General features: G+C 38.8%; 12 protein-coding genes and 2 pseudogenes. 4 read left to right on the top strand and 10 right to left on the bottom strand.

From position 1 onward, the window contains the following. Positions 1-18 precede the first annotated feature (18 nt). Positions 19-606 carry a transposase gene (locus IPK31_01235; protein MBK8086703.1) on the bottom strand — a complete coding sequence of 196 codons (588 nt, stop codon included), beginning with the start codon at positions 604-606 and terminating at the stop codon, positions 19-21. 314 nt (positions 607-920) lie between these two features. On the opposite strand from IPK31_01235, the gene IPK31_01230 reads away from it, so the two are divergent. Beyond that, complete coding sequence (locus IPK31_01230; protein ID MBK8086702.1) at positions 921-1,634, top strand: hypothetical protein; 714 nt, start codon at positions 921-923, stop codon at positions 1,632-1,634. Positions 1,635-1,705: 71 nt separating this feature from the next. Next, entirely contained in the window at positions 1,706-6,307 is a 4,602-nt protein-coding gene (locus tag IPK31_01225) for an alpha-2-macroglobulin family protein (protein MBK8086701.1), read from the top strand. Positions 6,308-6,392: 85 nt separating this feature from the next. Here the strand turns inward: IPK31_01225 and IPK31_01220 are convergent, their stop codons facing one another. After that, the gene (locus tag IPK31_01220; GenBank protein MBK8086700.1) at positions 6,393-6,713 is read right to left on the bottom strand and encodes an MmcQ/YjbR family DNA-binding protein; all 321 of its coding nucleotides are present in this window, start codon (positions 6,711-6,713) and stop codon (positions 6,393-6,395) included. Between the two features lie 200 nt (positions 6,714-6,913). Between IPK31_01220 and IPK31_01215 the strand changes: the two genes are divergently transcribed. Together IPK31_01215 and IPK31_01210 are read left to right on the top strand one after the other, a co-directional pair. Continuing rightward, positions 6,914-7,933, top strand: coding sequence for an aspartyl protease family protein (locus IPK31_01215; GenBank protein ID MBK8086699.1), 1,020 nt, complete (start codon positions 6,914-6,916; stop codon positions 7,931-7,933). Next, the gene (locus IPK31_01210; GenBank protein ID MBK8086698.1) at positions 7,924-9,378 is read left to right on the top strand and encodes a hypothetical protein; all 1,455 of its coding nucleotides are present in this window, start codon (positions 7,924-7,926) and stop codon (positions 9,376-9,378) included. The genes IPK31_01215 and IPK31_01210 overlap by 10 nt, the downstream gene beginning before the upstream one ends. Before the next feature lie 13 nt (positions 9,379-9,391). Here the strand turns inward: IPK31_01210 and IPK31_01205 are convergent, their stop codons facing one another. The 8 genes and pseudogenes from IPK31_01205 to IPK31_01170 form a co-directional block, all read right to left on the bottom strand. Continuing rightward, a complete protein-coding gene (locus IPK31_01205) occupies positions 9,392-10,120 on the bottom strand; it encodes a ThuA domain-containing protein (GenBank protein ID MBK8086697.1) in 729 nt (242 codons plus the stop codon). Between the two features lie 103 nt (positions 10,121-10,223). After that, positions 10,224-11,761 (bottom strand): annotated as a pseudogene (locus IPK31_01200) (RNA-directed DNA polymerase). Positions 11,762-11,967: 206 nt separating this feature from the next. After that, a complete protein-coding gene (locus IPK31_01195; GenBank protein MBK8086696.1) occupies positions 11,968-12,474 on the bottom strand; it encodes a hypothetical protein in 507 nt (168 codons plus the stop codon). Between the two features lie 4 nt (positions 12,475-12,478). Then, on the bottom strand, positions 12,479-12,955 hold the full coding sequence (locus IPK31_01190) for a hypothetical protein (protein MBK8086695.1): 477 nt from the start codon (positions 12,953-12,955) through the stop codon (positions 12,479-12,481). Positions 12,956-13,070: 115 nt separating this feature from the next. After that, complete coding sequence (locus tag IPK31_01185; GenBank protein ID MBK8086694.1) at positions 13,071-13,421, bottom strand: DUF2200 domain-containing protein; 351 nt, start codon at positions 13,419-13,421, stop codon at positions 13,071-13,073. A gap of 56 nt (positions 13,422-13,477) precedes the next feature. Then, positions 13,478-13,854, bottom strand: a pseudogene (locus tag IPK31_01180) (VOC family protein). Between the two features lie 257 nt (positions 13,855-14,111). Further along, complete coding sequence (locus IPK31_01175) at positions 14,112-14,840, bottom strand: energy transducer TonB (protein ID MBK8086693.1); 729 nt, start codon at positions 14,838-14,840, stop codon at positions 14,112-14,114. A 4-nt stretch (positions 14,841-14,844) separates the two neighbouring features. Beyond that, positions 14,845-15,063, bottom strand: a complete 219-nt coding sequence (locus tag IPK31_01170) for a hypothetical protein (GenBank protein MBK8086692.1) — start codon at positions 15,061-15,063, stop codon at positions 14,845-14,847. Positions 15,064-15,076: the final 13 nt, after the last annotated feature.

Below are 15,076 nucleotides of genomic sequence, written 5' to 3'. Positions count from 1 at the left end.
GGCATACCTATCAGGAGTTTAAAATATCATTTGAATTTTATCGTCAGCAATTACCGTGTACGAATTTGCATAAAAGGTTTCCTTATCTATACCAAGTAATTGAAATGCTAAATCTTTATTGCAGAGCGTTCCGGTTCTAAAACCACAGAAATCTTTGAATGAAGAGAATATCCAATCTTCCATTTTGTTGACCAGTCCTGCTTTCAAAGGGTTTTGATGGATATAATGAAAACAGGTGTCGGAATAATACAGGCTTCCATCGCTTAAGCACTTTGCTTTGGTATTCTGTTGAAATAAAGAGCCAGTAGTAGTATTCTGGATATTAATTGCTTTTGTATAGGTTTGAAGAAGGTTCCTGATTCCTTCTGATAAAACATTTCTTTCGGTAGAGCCAATACGTTTGGTCTGAGTTGTTCGATCATCAGAATATATCTGAAAGTGAAAGTGGTTTGGCATGAGGCAATAACTCAGAATCTCACAATACGGCAGAATGAATTTTCTTACTTTTTCAAGGAAGTAGAGATAGTTTTCAGGTTTGAAAAAAATCGGTTGTTTGTTATTTCCTCTATTATAGATGTGATAAATTTGGTTAGCTTGAAATTCCATCGCTTTTTTTTATAAAGTTAGGCGTTGTAGGGAATGCTCCCATAAGTATGCCACACCTTTTGCAAGTGTTCCCAAAGAGTAATAATCTGTTTGAGGTATGGCATACCTCAACTTGCTACCTCAAGCCTTTTCAAATGTATCGTAGGTATGCCATACCTGTGTCCGTAAAACTAAAGTGTAACAACCAGTTTGAGGTATGGCATACCTGATTTATAAAATATTTAATAAATACCTCTTGTTTATATGGTTCACTATGCATTAAATTCATATTCAAATTCTCACTTCCTTCAAATCTCTTTTAACCTTTCAAGTTTATGCGTAGCCATCTACAACTGCTGATCTTTACAGCAGCAGTCAGCCTATTGATCTCCTGTAACAAAAACGCCGTAAAACTCAGTGAAACCAATGCGAAAGGCGAAGTGCCGCCACTGGGAAATCTCGTTTTCCGATTCTCTAAACAATTAATGCCCGACTCCTTACTCAACCGATGGGATTCTATTCCCTATATTGAGTTTGAACCAAAGATTAGCGGGAAGTTTCGCTGGGAACATGGAGATGAGTTGATCTTTTCACCTTCTGCGCCATTAACGGCTGCAACTTCTTACACCGCTTCCATAAGCAGTGAAGTACTTGCTTTCAGTAAGTACAGTAAAGTAACGGTTGATGATCAGCTGGAATTTCATACTCCTGATCTGCAACTTGAAAATTCAAATATCACCTGGGTATCGCAGGACGATGCAAAAAACAAAGCCGTTCCGCAGGTTGATCTGTATTTTAATTATACAGTAAGCCCGGCGGTATTAAAAGAAAAGCTGGAAGTAAAGGTTGATGGTGAGAAAAAAGATTTTACTGTTCAAACGATCAACAACGATAAAAAAGTTTCTATCAGGCTGCTGCAGGTAAAGACGGAGGATAAAGATTATACTACTGTTGTTACACTTGCAAAAGGACTGATACCCGATGGTGGAAAAACGGAACCAAAGAACCAATCGAAGAAAAATTTACGATTCCTTCTCCTTATAATTTAACCATCTCTAATGTAGAGTCAAGACATGATGGATTATCTGCTACAATTAAAGTATTTACTTCACAACAGGTGGTGGAAGAAAGTTTAGCTTCTTTTATAAAGGTCAACCCCATAACAAAATATGCAGCAGAAGTTGTGGATGATGGTTTCCTGATTACAGGTGATGCATTTGATGTACAGAAATCCTACGATCTGCTTTTATCAAAAGGTCTTCGTGGAAAACTCGGCGGAACGCTGAAAGAAAATTACAGCAGTAATATTGCGTTTGGCGAACTGGAAACGGCTATTAGTTTTGCCAACAGTAAAGCGGTTTATCTTTCTTCCAATGAATTAAAGAATATTGAAGTGAAGATCACCAATATGCCGAAGGTGAAAATTGTTGTATCAAAAATTTATGAAAGTAATTTGCTGGCTGCACACCGTTATGGATATTACCCGCAGGAAAGCAGCGGAAGTGAATATGATGGTTATTATAATGAAGAAGGTGCTGATGCAACATTGGGTGATGTGATTTATGAAAAAGAAATTGATACCCGTTCTTTACCAAAGCTTGGTGGAAGCAGGTTGTTCAATTTCAATATCGATGATAAGGTAAACGATTTCAAAGGAATTTATCACCTGGTCATCCGTTCAACAGAAGATTACTGGATCAAAGACAGCCGCTTTGTTTCATCAAGCGATATTGGATTGATTGCAAAAGAAGGAAAAGATAAAATGTTTGTGTTTGCCAACTCCATTAAAACAGCTGAATCATTAAATGGTGTGAATGTAACTGTGTATGGTGCCAACAACCAGGTGCTGGGAATTGGTACAACCAACGGTGAAGGTGTTGCTGAAGTGGAATATGCAAGAAAAGAATTCAGCGGATTTAAGCCTGCCATGGTGATTGCAAAAAGTGCTGATGATTTTAATTACCTGCCTTTCCACTCAACAAGAGTAAACACAAGCCGCTTTGAAGTGGGAGGTAAATCATATAATGCAAGCGGCATGGATGCATTTATTTATGCGGAGCGTGATATTTACAGACCGGGTGAAAAAATAAATGCCAATGTTTTATTAAGGAACGGCGAATGGAGAAGTCCCGGTGAAATTCCGGTGAAGTTCAAGTTCGTGATGCCCAATGGTAAAGAGTTGAAAAGTTTCAGGAAGATGCTGAACGAACAGGGCTCAGCAGAAGTGTCAGTTGATTTGCCGCAAAGTGCCATTACCGGAAGTTATCAGCTGGAATTGTATTCAGGCAATGATGTGCTGCTGAGTACAAAAACATTCAGCGTGGAAGAATTTGTGCCCGACAGAATTAAAGTAACTGCACAATTGGGTAAACCTTCTTTAGTAAGCGGTGATTCAACTTCACTGAAAATTAATGCAGTAAATTTTTTCGGTCCGCCCGCTGCCAACAGGAATTATGAATGTGAAATCCAATTCAAACAAACGTATTTCTCTCCTGCTAAATATGATAAGTTCGCATTTGGTTTAGCCAATCAGCAAACCTTTTTTGATAAAGTACTTCGGGAAGGGAAAACAGATGCTGATGGTAATGCAACAGAAGGAGTGGGCGTTCCTGATATCTATAAAAATATGGGTTTGCTCACTGCGCATATTTATACAACTGTATTTGATGAAACAGGAAGACCTGTAAGCAAACTCACAACAGCGGATGTGTTTACACAAAATGTTTTTTACGGGTTAGGTTATGATGGATACTATTATTATCCGCTTAATCAAACCATTCAATTTCCTGTAATAGCACTCAACAAAGAAGAAAAGGTTGTAACTGCACAGGCAAACGTGCAGGTGATTAAACATGAATACAGAACAGTACTGAGCAAAAGCGGTTCTTATTTCCGTTATGATTCACAGCAGGAAGATATTGTTATGCGCAATGATATGGTAACAGTAAGCGGAGAAGGGTTTAAATATAATTTTGTTCCACGCAAACCGGGCAACTATGAAATCCGCATCTATACCCCTGGTGCTTCAACCTATGTGAGCCGCAGCTTTTACAGCTATGGTTCATGGGGAGGTGATAACAGTTCATTTGAAGTAAACACCGAAGGACAGATCGATATTGAACTCGATAAGAAAGAGTATTTCACCGGCGAGTCTGCAAAAATCTTATTCAAAACTCCTTTCAGCGGAAGAATGCTGGTGACATTAGAAACAGATAAAGTAATTTCTTACCAGTATATCAATGTTGACAAACGTTCTGCATCAATGGATCTTCCATTGAGTGATTTGCATCTGCCGAATGTATATGTAACAGCAACACTCATCAAGCCGCATACAGTAAGTGATATTCCATTAACGGTTGCTCATGGTTTCCAGTCAGTGAAAGTTGATGCAAAGAACAGGAAGATTGATGTGCAGATCACATCTGCCAAATCAACAAGAAGCCGTACACATCAGAAAGTAAAGATTAAAGCTGCACCCAACAGTTATGTAACGCTGGCTGCTGTTGATAATGGAGTGCTGCAGGTAAGCAATATGAAAACACCTGATCCTTACGGGTACTTCTATCAACGTAAAGCATTGGGTGTAGATGCATTCGATCTGTATCCGTTATTATTTCCTGAACTGCGTGCAAGACTCAGCAGCACCGGTGGTGATGGTGGTGAAATGGATAAACGTAACAATCCAATACCCAACAAACGGATTAAGATTGTGAGTTACTGGAGTGGTGTAAAGCAGGCAAATGGAAATGGGGAAGTAAATTTTGAATTTGATGTGCCGCAATTCAGTGGTGAAATAAGATTAATGGCTGTATCGTATAAGGACGACAGGTTTGGTGCAGCAGAAAATAATATGACTGTTGCCGATCCCATTGTAATCAGTACAGGATTGCCAAGATTTTTAAGTCCGGGTGATACCGTGCTGGTGCCCGTTACACTCAGTAATACAACCAAGAATGCCGCACTTGCAAAAGTGCATTTAAAAGTAAGCGGTCCTTTAACGGTTGTTGGCGACGCAGATCAGCAGACAAACTTATCAGCCAATGCAGAGAACAGGGCAGTGTTTAAAGTAGTGGCACAGCAACGCATTGATTCAGGAACCATCCGTGTGGAAGTAAATACAATGGGTGAAAAATTCTTTGATGAAACACAGATCACTGTGCGTCCTCCATCAACACTGCAAAAAGAAAGCGGCAGTGGAAGTATAGCAGGTGGATCAGCACAAACTATTTCTATTCCTGTTAACCGTTTTATGCAGGGCAGTACAGATTATCAACTTGTAGTAAGTAAATCACCGGCATTAGAATTGGGTGAACAGCTGAATTATTTAGTGCAGTATCCTTATGGATGTACAGAGCAAACGGTATCAGCTGCATTTCCTCAAATGTATTTCAGTGATCTGGCTGATGCGATGAAGAAAAATAAATCATCTACTTCAACATCTGTTTATAATATAAACGAAGCTATCCGCAAAATTAAAATGCGCCAGTTGTATAACGGTTCTGTTACATTATGGGATGGTGAAGGAACAGCGAGCTGGTGGACGACTGTGTATGCAGCGCATTTCTTAATTGAAGCACGCAAAGCAGGTTATGATGTTGACAACAGTCTGGTTGAAACCATGCTGGGTTATTTGATCAACCGTTTAAAAACAAAAGAAACCATTGATTATTATTATAACCGCACATTCAATAAAAAGATCGCACCAAAAGAAGTGACTTACAGTTTGTATGTACTTGCACTGGCTAACCGTTCGCAGGTAAGTGTCATGAATTATTACAAAGCCAATCAAAATATGCTTGCACTCGACAGCCGTTACCTGCTGGCAGCAGCCTATGCATTGAGCGGTGATAAAAAATCCTTTGCTTCCATGCTGCCTTCAACATTCAGCGGTGAAGTAAGTGTGGCACAAACAGGAGGAAGTTTTTACAGTGATGTAAGAGATGAAGCGATTGCCCTGAACGTATTGATTGATGTTGATCCGGGCAATGCACAGGTTCCGGTGATGGCCAAACATGTTTCTGCATATTTAAAACAGCGTCAGTGGTTGAGTACACAGGAACGGTCATTCGGTTTTCTTGCGTTGGGTAAACTGGCACGTTCTGCAGCAAAGAGCAATGTTACTGCCGATGTAAAAGTGAACGGCAAAACAGTTGGGAAATTAAACGGGACTGATCTTAAACTTACAGCGAAGGAGCTGGGCGGAAACAATGTTGAAATAGCGACAAAAGGAAGCGGACGGTTATATTATTACTGGGTGGCTGAAGGTGTAAGTGCAACAGGTGCATACAAAGAAGAAGACAGCTATATTAAAGTGCGCCGCCAGTTCTACAGCCGTACAGGTCAGCCAATCAGTGGCAACAGTTTTCAGCAAAATGATTTGGTGATTGTAAAAGTGACGATTGAAAAAAGTTTTGCAACAGCAGTGGAGAATATTGTCATCACTGATATCCTGCCTGCAGGATTTGAAATTGAAAATCCACGCACCAAAGAAATTCCTGGAATGGACTGGATCAAAGATGGTTCAAGCCCCACTGCGCTGGATGTTCGTGACGATCGCATTCATTTGTTTGTTGATCTCGGAACTAATAAGCAGAGTTACTATTATGCAGTAAGGGCGGTATCACCCGGTTTATACCGTATGGGTCCGGTAAGTGCCGATGCAATGTATAATGGAGAATATCATTCTTACCATGGAGCAGGAGTGGTGGAAGTGAAGCAGTAACATTCCCGTCTGACGGATACAGAAACACTTATAAGGTTTGCAGCAGGTATGCCATACTTCCAAAGTACGGCATACCTTTTTATGATCACTTGCCTTTCTTCGCCACTTCATGATAAGCCGTTGTTAACACATCTGTGAGCAACGGCTTTTTTATTTTAGCAAGATTAATGAGTGTCCATCCCTGCTGTCCCCATTTGTTGGGAACGGGATAAATGATCTCTTTGTCAATCAAACAGAAAACATCCTGGTCAGTTGCTGAAAGTTTAACACAGGCAATGTTGTTCTTCAAATCTAATGTGGCAAAGATTTTTTTCTTTATCCTGAACGAAGTTTTTTCGAAGTGTGGTTCTTCTGTTGCTTCAGGAAAGGTGAGAGACAGTTGGCGAAATGTTTCAGTTGAAATCATGAATTAAGATACTAATTGATATCAATATTTTATAACTGAAAATGGAACTCTTGCCATTCATACAGAAGCCAACTGTTTTAGTAACTTCTGAGATATGCTGCCCGTCTAACAGTTAAATTGTGGTTAGTGGTTGTGCAGGTTGTTCACTGGTTCGTAATCTAACTGCTGTTGATTTATTTTTTGAATTGGAATTAAACCTTATGTCATCATCATTTCCGGTTAAGCTGTTGGTTGCAGTGGCCTGTATATTGGCTGCTGTTGATGGTATGGCTCAATCTCCTGCTGGAAAAGATACTTCAAAGGCAGTGCTGTCTTACAGCAGCGATGCGGTTTACCAGTCATCAGGTTTTGGAAATGACCCTGTTGTTGTAACAGATACCGTTGATTTTATTATTCCTTTCAGCCGTGCAGGTAATCTAATTCTCATCAAAGCCAAGGCAGATAATATTGAAGGCAGTTTTATTCTCGATACCGGTGCTCCGGGTTTAATTCTCAACATGACCTACTTTAGGGATTATCCATATACAGAACCAAGCCATGGTGAAAATAGTGGCGGCATTACCGGTTCAGTAACTGATAACGGTCGCACAGAAGTAAAGAAGTTTTCATTTGGAGCTGTGAACTATTATAAAGTAACCGCCGACCGTATCAATCTCGGTCATATTGAAAACAGCAAAGGGATCAAAATTTTTGGTTTGATGGGTGTACAGCTGTTTAAGCAGTTTGAAATGATCATTGATTATGAAAACAGTGAGATTCATCTTCATCACATTACAAAAAAAGACGGAAAGAATTACCAGAACAGGATGCTGAACGACACAGCAGCTTATTCTGTTTTTCCCATTACACTGGTTGACAATAAAATTCTAACCTTTGGAAAAGTGGGAAACAAAAAACTCACCTTCCTGGTTGATACTGGTGCAGAATCAAATGTAATCGACAGCCGGTTATCAGAAAATGTACTCGGCAATGTCGTCATTACCAAACGTATTACGCTCAATGGTGCAGGCAATTCAAAAGTGGATGCTTTGTATGGCGATATGAGTAATCTTAAAATCGGCGAACGGGATATTTCAACCATGCCCGTACTGGTAACCAACCTCGCAAAAATGTGTTTTTCTTATGAGCGCTGTTTAGACGGAATGCTGGGATTTGATTTTCTCTCCATGCACAAAATTGGGTTTAACTTTGTAAAGCGTAAAATGTATATATGGAAGTAACACGTAACATCATTCTCTTCAGGAAGCTTGTACAGCAGTTGCTGCCGGCTTTGCTGTTGCTGTTTGTTACGGTCAACATACAGGCACAACCGCCTGTAAAAGCATTCGTGGTGAAGAATGGGCATATGTACATAACGCTCAGCAAAAGCCTGCCGCAGGTTTCGCTCGACAGTTTTATTGTAAAGTATGATTTGCAGGAACTGGATCTCAAAACATTTCTCAAAACCAACCGTCCAGATTCATTACTGAAACTTGGGTGGCAGGTTCAATTGAATAATGGTGAACTGCTGGTGCTGAGTAAATCCATGCAGCCCGTAGAAAAAATTAATGACCCGGTTGATAAGATCATGTTTTCACTGAAAACTTATCTTGGCTTAAACGGCACTGCCAATAAAGAACCCATGTATGGTTATAACCGCTTCATCAGGAAATACCCGTTTGCTGTAAAAGATTCACTCGTTACGTTCTTTTTACGGAACAATAAAAAGCAAGAGAGGGTAATGCTGGCAGGTACATTCAACAACTGGAATCCCGATGCATTTGCTATGCGGCAGGTCGACAGTGGATGGGTTGCTGTTGTAAAACTCGGAGCTGGTAAACATTATTACAAATTTATTGTGGATGGCAAATGGACAATAGATACCGATAACCGGATTGTTGAAAATGATGGAGAGGGGAATGATAATTCAGTGTATTACAAAACAAATATCGTGTTTGCACTGGCTGGCAATACACAGGCAAAAAAGATGATGGTGGCAGGCAGTTTCAACAACTGGAACCCGGGTGAAATTGCATTAGAACGTACAACTTACGGATGGGAAAAGCCGGTTTACTTAGCGCCGGGTACACATACTTACCGTTTTATTGCAGACGGACGATGGTTTGCTGATCCTGCCAACCAGGAACGTTTTCCCAATGAAATGAATGAATATAATTCAGTAAAAACAGTTGGTGACCCTTACCTGTTTTCACTGAAAGGATATACTGCTGCAAAGAAAGTAATCCTGATGGGCTCCTTCAACCAGTGGAGAAATTTTGAGCTGCCCATGAAGAAAACAAGCAGCGGTTGGGAACTGCCGTATGTCCTGGGGCATGGAAATTATGAATACATCTATGAAGTGGATGGAAAGAAAATCGCTGATCCTGCAACAGGGAAAGAATGGCCCAACCAGGTACTGGTAATAGCACCCAATCAAACATTCCGTTTAAAAGGATATGACAATGCAAAGTCTGTTTACTTGGCCGGTGATTTTAATAACTGGTCGCCCAATAGTTTTCCTATGAAACGGGTGGGTGATGAGTGGATGATTCAACAGCATCTTGCTCCCGGCAAACATGTATACAAATTTGTAGTGGATGGAAAATGGATCGTTGACCCCGCCAACAAATTAAGAGAGCCGAATGAATTTCATGAAGAGAATTCAGTGATCTGGATGAAAGAATAAAAGAAGGGTGAATTTATTTTCCCATTGCATAGCGTATTCCGCCAAGTACATGTTTCATAAAATTCTCTTCAACATACGATTCTTCTGTATGACCTAAAGCCGTATAAAAACTTCTGCCACCATCATACTCATGGTACCATGACATGGAATGATGATCCGGTTCTGTTCCGCCTTCATAGGTTTTTTCATCAATGCTGAGCAGCACTTTTACATCGCTGTTCCTGTTTTTGAAATTATACCATTCATCAAAGCGTTCCCATGTTTGCGGCAGGTGTTTGGTTGAAATATGAGTGGCATCCGTTACATGCAGGGTTGCTTTCTGCTGTGCGGGATGACTGGCAAAATTAGCGCCCACTAATTTGCAGAACCAGGGCCAGCCGTATTCAGTATCGGTTGCTGCATGAACACCTGCAAAACCTTTTCCAGAGCGGATATACTGTTCAAATGCTTCCTGCTGTTCTTTGTTGAGCACATCACCGGTAGTATTTAAAAACACAACAGCATCATAGCTGCTGAGAGTTTTGCTGTTGAAGTACGTGGAGTCTTCTGTGGTGTCCACATCAAAATTATTTTCCTTACCCAGTTTCAGCAGGGCTTCCTTTCCCTCTTTGATGGATGCATGCCTGTAACCGGCTGTTTTAGAAAACACAAGGATCTTTTTCTTTTTCATATCAGCAGTTGAATTAAATAAAAAGAAAGGCAATGCAAAAATTGCGAGCAGGATGAAATGATTTTTATTCATGGGAGTAAACTTACTTCTTTTTTTGATTCGGTGGATACAGGGTGGTTATTTGCAGTTTTGGTTGGCGGGATAGCAAACGGTAAGATTTTTGGTGGCTTGCTTTCTATGCTGGCGTTGTTCCCGCATCATCATAGTCGCTTTTAAACATATCAACTTCACTACTGTCAATTACAACGTCAATGTCTGCAATTACTCCCTCGTCAATAATTGGAGTGGTTTCTATTAATGTTTTTAGGTTGTTTTCAAGCCAGTCGGAATTCCAAATTTGAATTGTTGCATCATTAACTTTCCTGCAAAGGCTCTCATCATAATTCCTTTGCCTGTCAAGTTTTATAGTTAAACGTTGTAGCCATATTTTGATATGACCTGTATTTGGTATTTTTCAAACCTGCGGTATATAAGATTTAAAATTTCATCTTTTCTATTGGCGTCAGCAAGAAGTGATAGTAGTTTACTAAGAATGGCAGAAGCTATTTGATATGTTCTGGGATTCTTGTACATAATATCAACCAAAATGCTTGTCAAAACTGTTATATTTTGTTTTGTCTCAGTTATGGGTTTTATCCTTTTATAAAATCTGTTAAGTGCCTTTGAAAGGCTTCCCGAATTCGGATATTCTTCTGAAAGTTTATGAATTAGAAGCAAATGCTCTTGAATACTTTTTGACCCTTTCTTTGCCGACATCCAATAAAGTTTGTCCGGTTTGATTGAGTTTTTTACAACATTGTTTGATATTATTGTTTTTTGTGCATTTAATCGCATTCCTAATTCAATTAATATTTCGGTTAGCAGCTTTGTAATATGTTCTGCTGTTTGTGGGTTGTTTGAAAATATTCTGTAATCATCACGATATCTGATAATTTCATAATCTTGAATATTTTCTTGTAGAATTCTTGTTGACAGTTTCAAGTCTGCATATCCCAGAACCATTTCAGATATAAAATCCATTAAAGCACTTCCTTGCGGTATTCCATTTGTTTGTCCATAGGACATATCCTGTAAGTGTTTGTCAATAGCATTACCAACAAGTGTTAAGTCTCTTCTTCTTGCTTTAGCTACTGTTTTGGTGTGAATAGCCCAAGGAACTGAGTGAGTATAGATTGAGCCATAGCAGTCCGAAATGTCAGTATGAAGTACATACTCATATTTCAGTGCTAATTCTATTGATTGTTGCTCAATTGCCTGCCACCATTCACTGATTGAAGTTGCTCTGTCAGATTGGTTAGAACCTGACTGAAAAGGAATACTGTAACACCTAATATTAAGGTTAGCTTGAAAATTGATAAATCTTGCAACTATCAAGTTCCAATTAACTTGCTCTGTAATCGTATTAACAAGGGAAACGTATAATGCGGGGTGAATTAATTGAAATGGCCTCCAAGCAAATTTGCCATCTTTGTTGTTGAGAAATTCATAGTTTACGTTTTCAAATTCAGTCGGCAAATTCTGTTTTACTTGCCCAGCTTGATTAGTATATGTTGAGAAGAACGTTGCAAAGTTATGTCCAGTTATTTGTGCAGCAACAGTTTGAAGTAGGGTTTCAAAAACGAAATAGTGAGGTAGGTCAAAATTATAATAACTTTCTTCTTTGAGAAAATACTGTCGAGCTTCGGAATGAGTAAGTTCTAATATTCGTGGCATTAAAGTCAATGTTTTTGGTATGTACAGGTTGTTCGTTAAGCTTGCCGCTAACATTTAAATATACGCAACTCCCAACAATTTTGTTTCTTCTAAAGCCCCGGTTCGTGTCTTCACGAACCTGAGTGGGTTGGAATTAAAAGGAGTGGTATTGGTTTAACACCCTGTTGCCTGTGGTTTGGCAAATTATTTTAAAAGACCTTGTGACACTAAGTATACATAACTGTAAAGGTTGTCTTCATTGCCATTTTGATATCTTTTAGTACTTCTTGGACAGGCCACATTTTTGTACCATCCTTCATTTGTATTTCAATGTTTACCTCGCCATTTGGATCGCTATCATCTGTCACCCATTTGCTACCAGAACTACCTTTAATTATCACTTGTCCAACATACGAACCGATTGCAAAAAGCTTATAGCCTAAATCGCTTGATAGTTTTGAACTGTCTTTTGCTTTTCCATTTTCTGAATTTTTCTCAATAAAATTATCCAGATGCTTTATGCTTTTTATACTATAGTCTAATATAATACTATCCTGCGCAAAATATTTTACCACCCATTCACTTGCTTTTGGAATATCTTCAGATAGGGTAGTAGCCTCAGGGATTGCAAGGGGAGATGTGGATGAATTTTCAGGATCGATATTCTTTAAAACACTATTGTCAGTACAAGAAATAAGAAATATTGATACTGCGCAGAGAAATACAATTTTCATTTAATCACTGCCATGTTTTATCATACCAATCTTTGTTGCTATTTATCGATAATTCAAAATTATCATCAATATTCAAATTCTTAATTTTTGAAACCGCATAGTTGCCGATTTCAACTAATGCTGGTTCGAGTTCTCTCCAACAATTTCCGTTTGTTTCACTTTCCCAATTTTCGGGAAAACTTCGATGAGTCATTTCTTCAAAATCTCTCAATTCAAAGTTAGCTGGATTACAAGATCTTATCTCAACCTTTGGTTTAAACAATTCAGCTTGCTCTAAATCGCCTTCGGCTAAAAATTGGGCATAATAATCTTTACTCCAGTCGTTTAACTTCTTGATGTTATTTAGTGAGTTTTCTTTGCTGTCAAAATTAATTGAACTAACACATGCATTTGGGTCTGTCCAAATACTTGTTGTGTAAATTTTGAAGTCAGGCTTCTCTGATTTAAAACGGCTGATTGCTTTGTCAATCAGTCTAATCATCTCGTCCAGGTATAGTGATTTGTCAAACATTAATAAGCTTAATTGATTTTTTGAATTTTCGGATTGTGTGAATTTTAATTGCGGCTAACTCTACAGCCCTGGTTCTTGATTCCTTCTAACTTCTCAAAATCTTCTCCATTGTTTTTCCTTTCGCTAATTCGTCAATCAGTTTATCCATATACCTGATCTTTTGCATCAGCTTATCTTCAATGTCTTCCACACGGTAACCGCAAATTAAACCGGTAATCTTTGACACATTTTTATTCAGTTGAGGCGCCTGGTCAAAAAAGGTTTCAAAATCAACTTTGGTATCAATTTGCTTTTGCAATTGCTGCTGGGTGTAGCCGGTCAACCAGCAAATGATGATGTCCACCTCTTCTTTTGTACGACCTTTCTTTTCTGCTTTAGCAATATAATGCGGATAAACACCGGCAAATGAAGTTGTAAATATTCTGTGCTTTTCCATCGCTCAATATTGGTTGAATTATTTATTTCATTTGTTCGTAAACTGGTTTGTTATACTCAATCAATCGGTTCCCAGAGTTGAATTTTGTTTCCTTCTGCATCAAGGATGTGGATGAATTTTCCATAGTCGTAAGTTTCAATAGTGTCCACAATGGTTACTCCGTTCTTTTTAATTCTTCAACAAGAGCTTCCAGGTTTTCAACCCTGTAATTAATCATAAAGTCCTTTGTTGATGGTTCAAAGTATTTTGTTGTTTCGGGAAACGGAGTCCATTGTGTTTGTGCTTTCTTTGTGCTGTCTGCGCCTTCATACCATTCAAAGGTTGCGCCGTAAGGATTAGTGGTCAAACCAAGATTTTCCTGGTACCATGCTGTCATTTTTTTTGGGTCCTTGCATTTAAAAAAAATGCCGCCAATGCCTGTTACCTTTTTCATTTTTGTTGTTTTTTTAGTTTGGTTGGTAATGATTGTTTGAAATGCGAAACCTGAAAGAAAGGATGCTGCAATAATTAAAACTATGATGGATGTCTTTTTTCATGCTGTTTGAATATTTGTCGTTTTAGTTGCCGTTCGTTACGCTTGCCGCTATTTCAAAAATAGACGAAAGTTTTGAGCACACATAGCTCACTAAACAAAAAAGACGCTGTATACTTATGTGCCAGCCCCGGCATACGAATGCTGGCAGGAATGCATTATTGAAGCTTAAACACAAACCGTTGTCTTCTCCATGCTTTAACAGGGAGGTTAAATTGGATAGCAGGGTTCCATTTTTTTGAACTCTGTATTATTGAAATTACAGTACCGGCAAGTAATTCATTATTATGATCAATGGCTTCAATGCTCACTGCTTTTCCATCTGTATCAATAATAAACTGGATATTGCAATAACCTTCATAACTGGCTGCATTTTTTAAGTTATACAGTTCAGAAAGCCGCCTGCTTAAATAGTTGTTCCATGCAGCTTCCCCGCCTTTGAATTGTGCCTCTATTTCAGCAATTGCATCTTTCTGTATCCTTCCTTTTGTATCATAATTGATAGCACCCATGATTGAATCCTTTTCATATCTTATTTCACTGGCTTTAGAATGGTCATCACGAAAAAATGTCCATATGCCAGTCCGCTTATTATTTTCATAGTAGCCACTGTCCCTTAATTTTCCTGAAAAATAATATTGTCTGTAAAGGCCATTGCCTTTTCCATCCTCATCAAAATTTCTTTTGATCATCACTTTGCCATCTTCATACCAGCTGGTTGATTTACCAACCGGTGCTCCTTCTTTGTACATCACAGAATCTCTGAGTCGGCCATCTTCATACCACCATCTCCAGAGTCCGTTATATTCTCCATTACTATACGAACCTCTGCCGGAGGTTTTTCCTGTCTTTGAAAAGTATTCAAAGGGGCCCTCTTTTATTTTCAAACTGTCATCTGAATAGTATCCTCATTTGTATTTTATCTGTTAAGAGGAATAAATCAAATACCTGCCAATAAGTATTCTGTCTTATGGCCACCCTGTAATAAGTAGCCGTTTTTTCATCACTCTTATTTCCAGATCCGTCAATATAAAACTGAAGTGTATCTGATTGAGCAATTGCAAAAGAAAAAGAGAGAAGAAGCAGAACGGATCCAATGATTTTTTTCATATGATTATTATAC

The sequence above is a fragment of the Chitinophagaceae bacterium genome, assembly GCA_016713085.1.
Lineage (GTDB): Bacteria > Bacteroidota > Bacteroidia > Chitinophagales > Chitinophagaceae > Lacibacter.
This window is presented reverse-complemented; position numbering and strand designations above follow the sequence as displayed.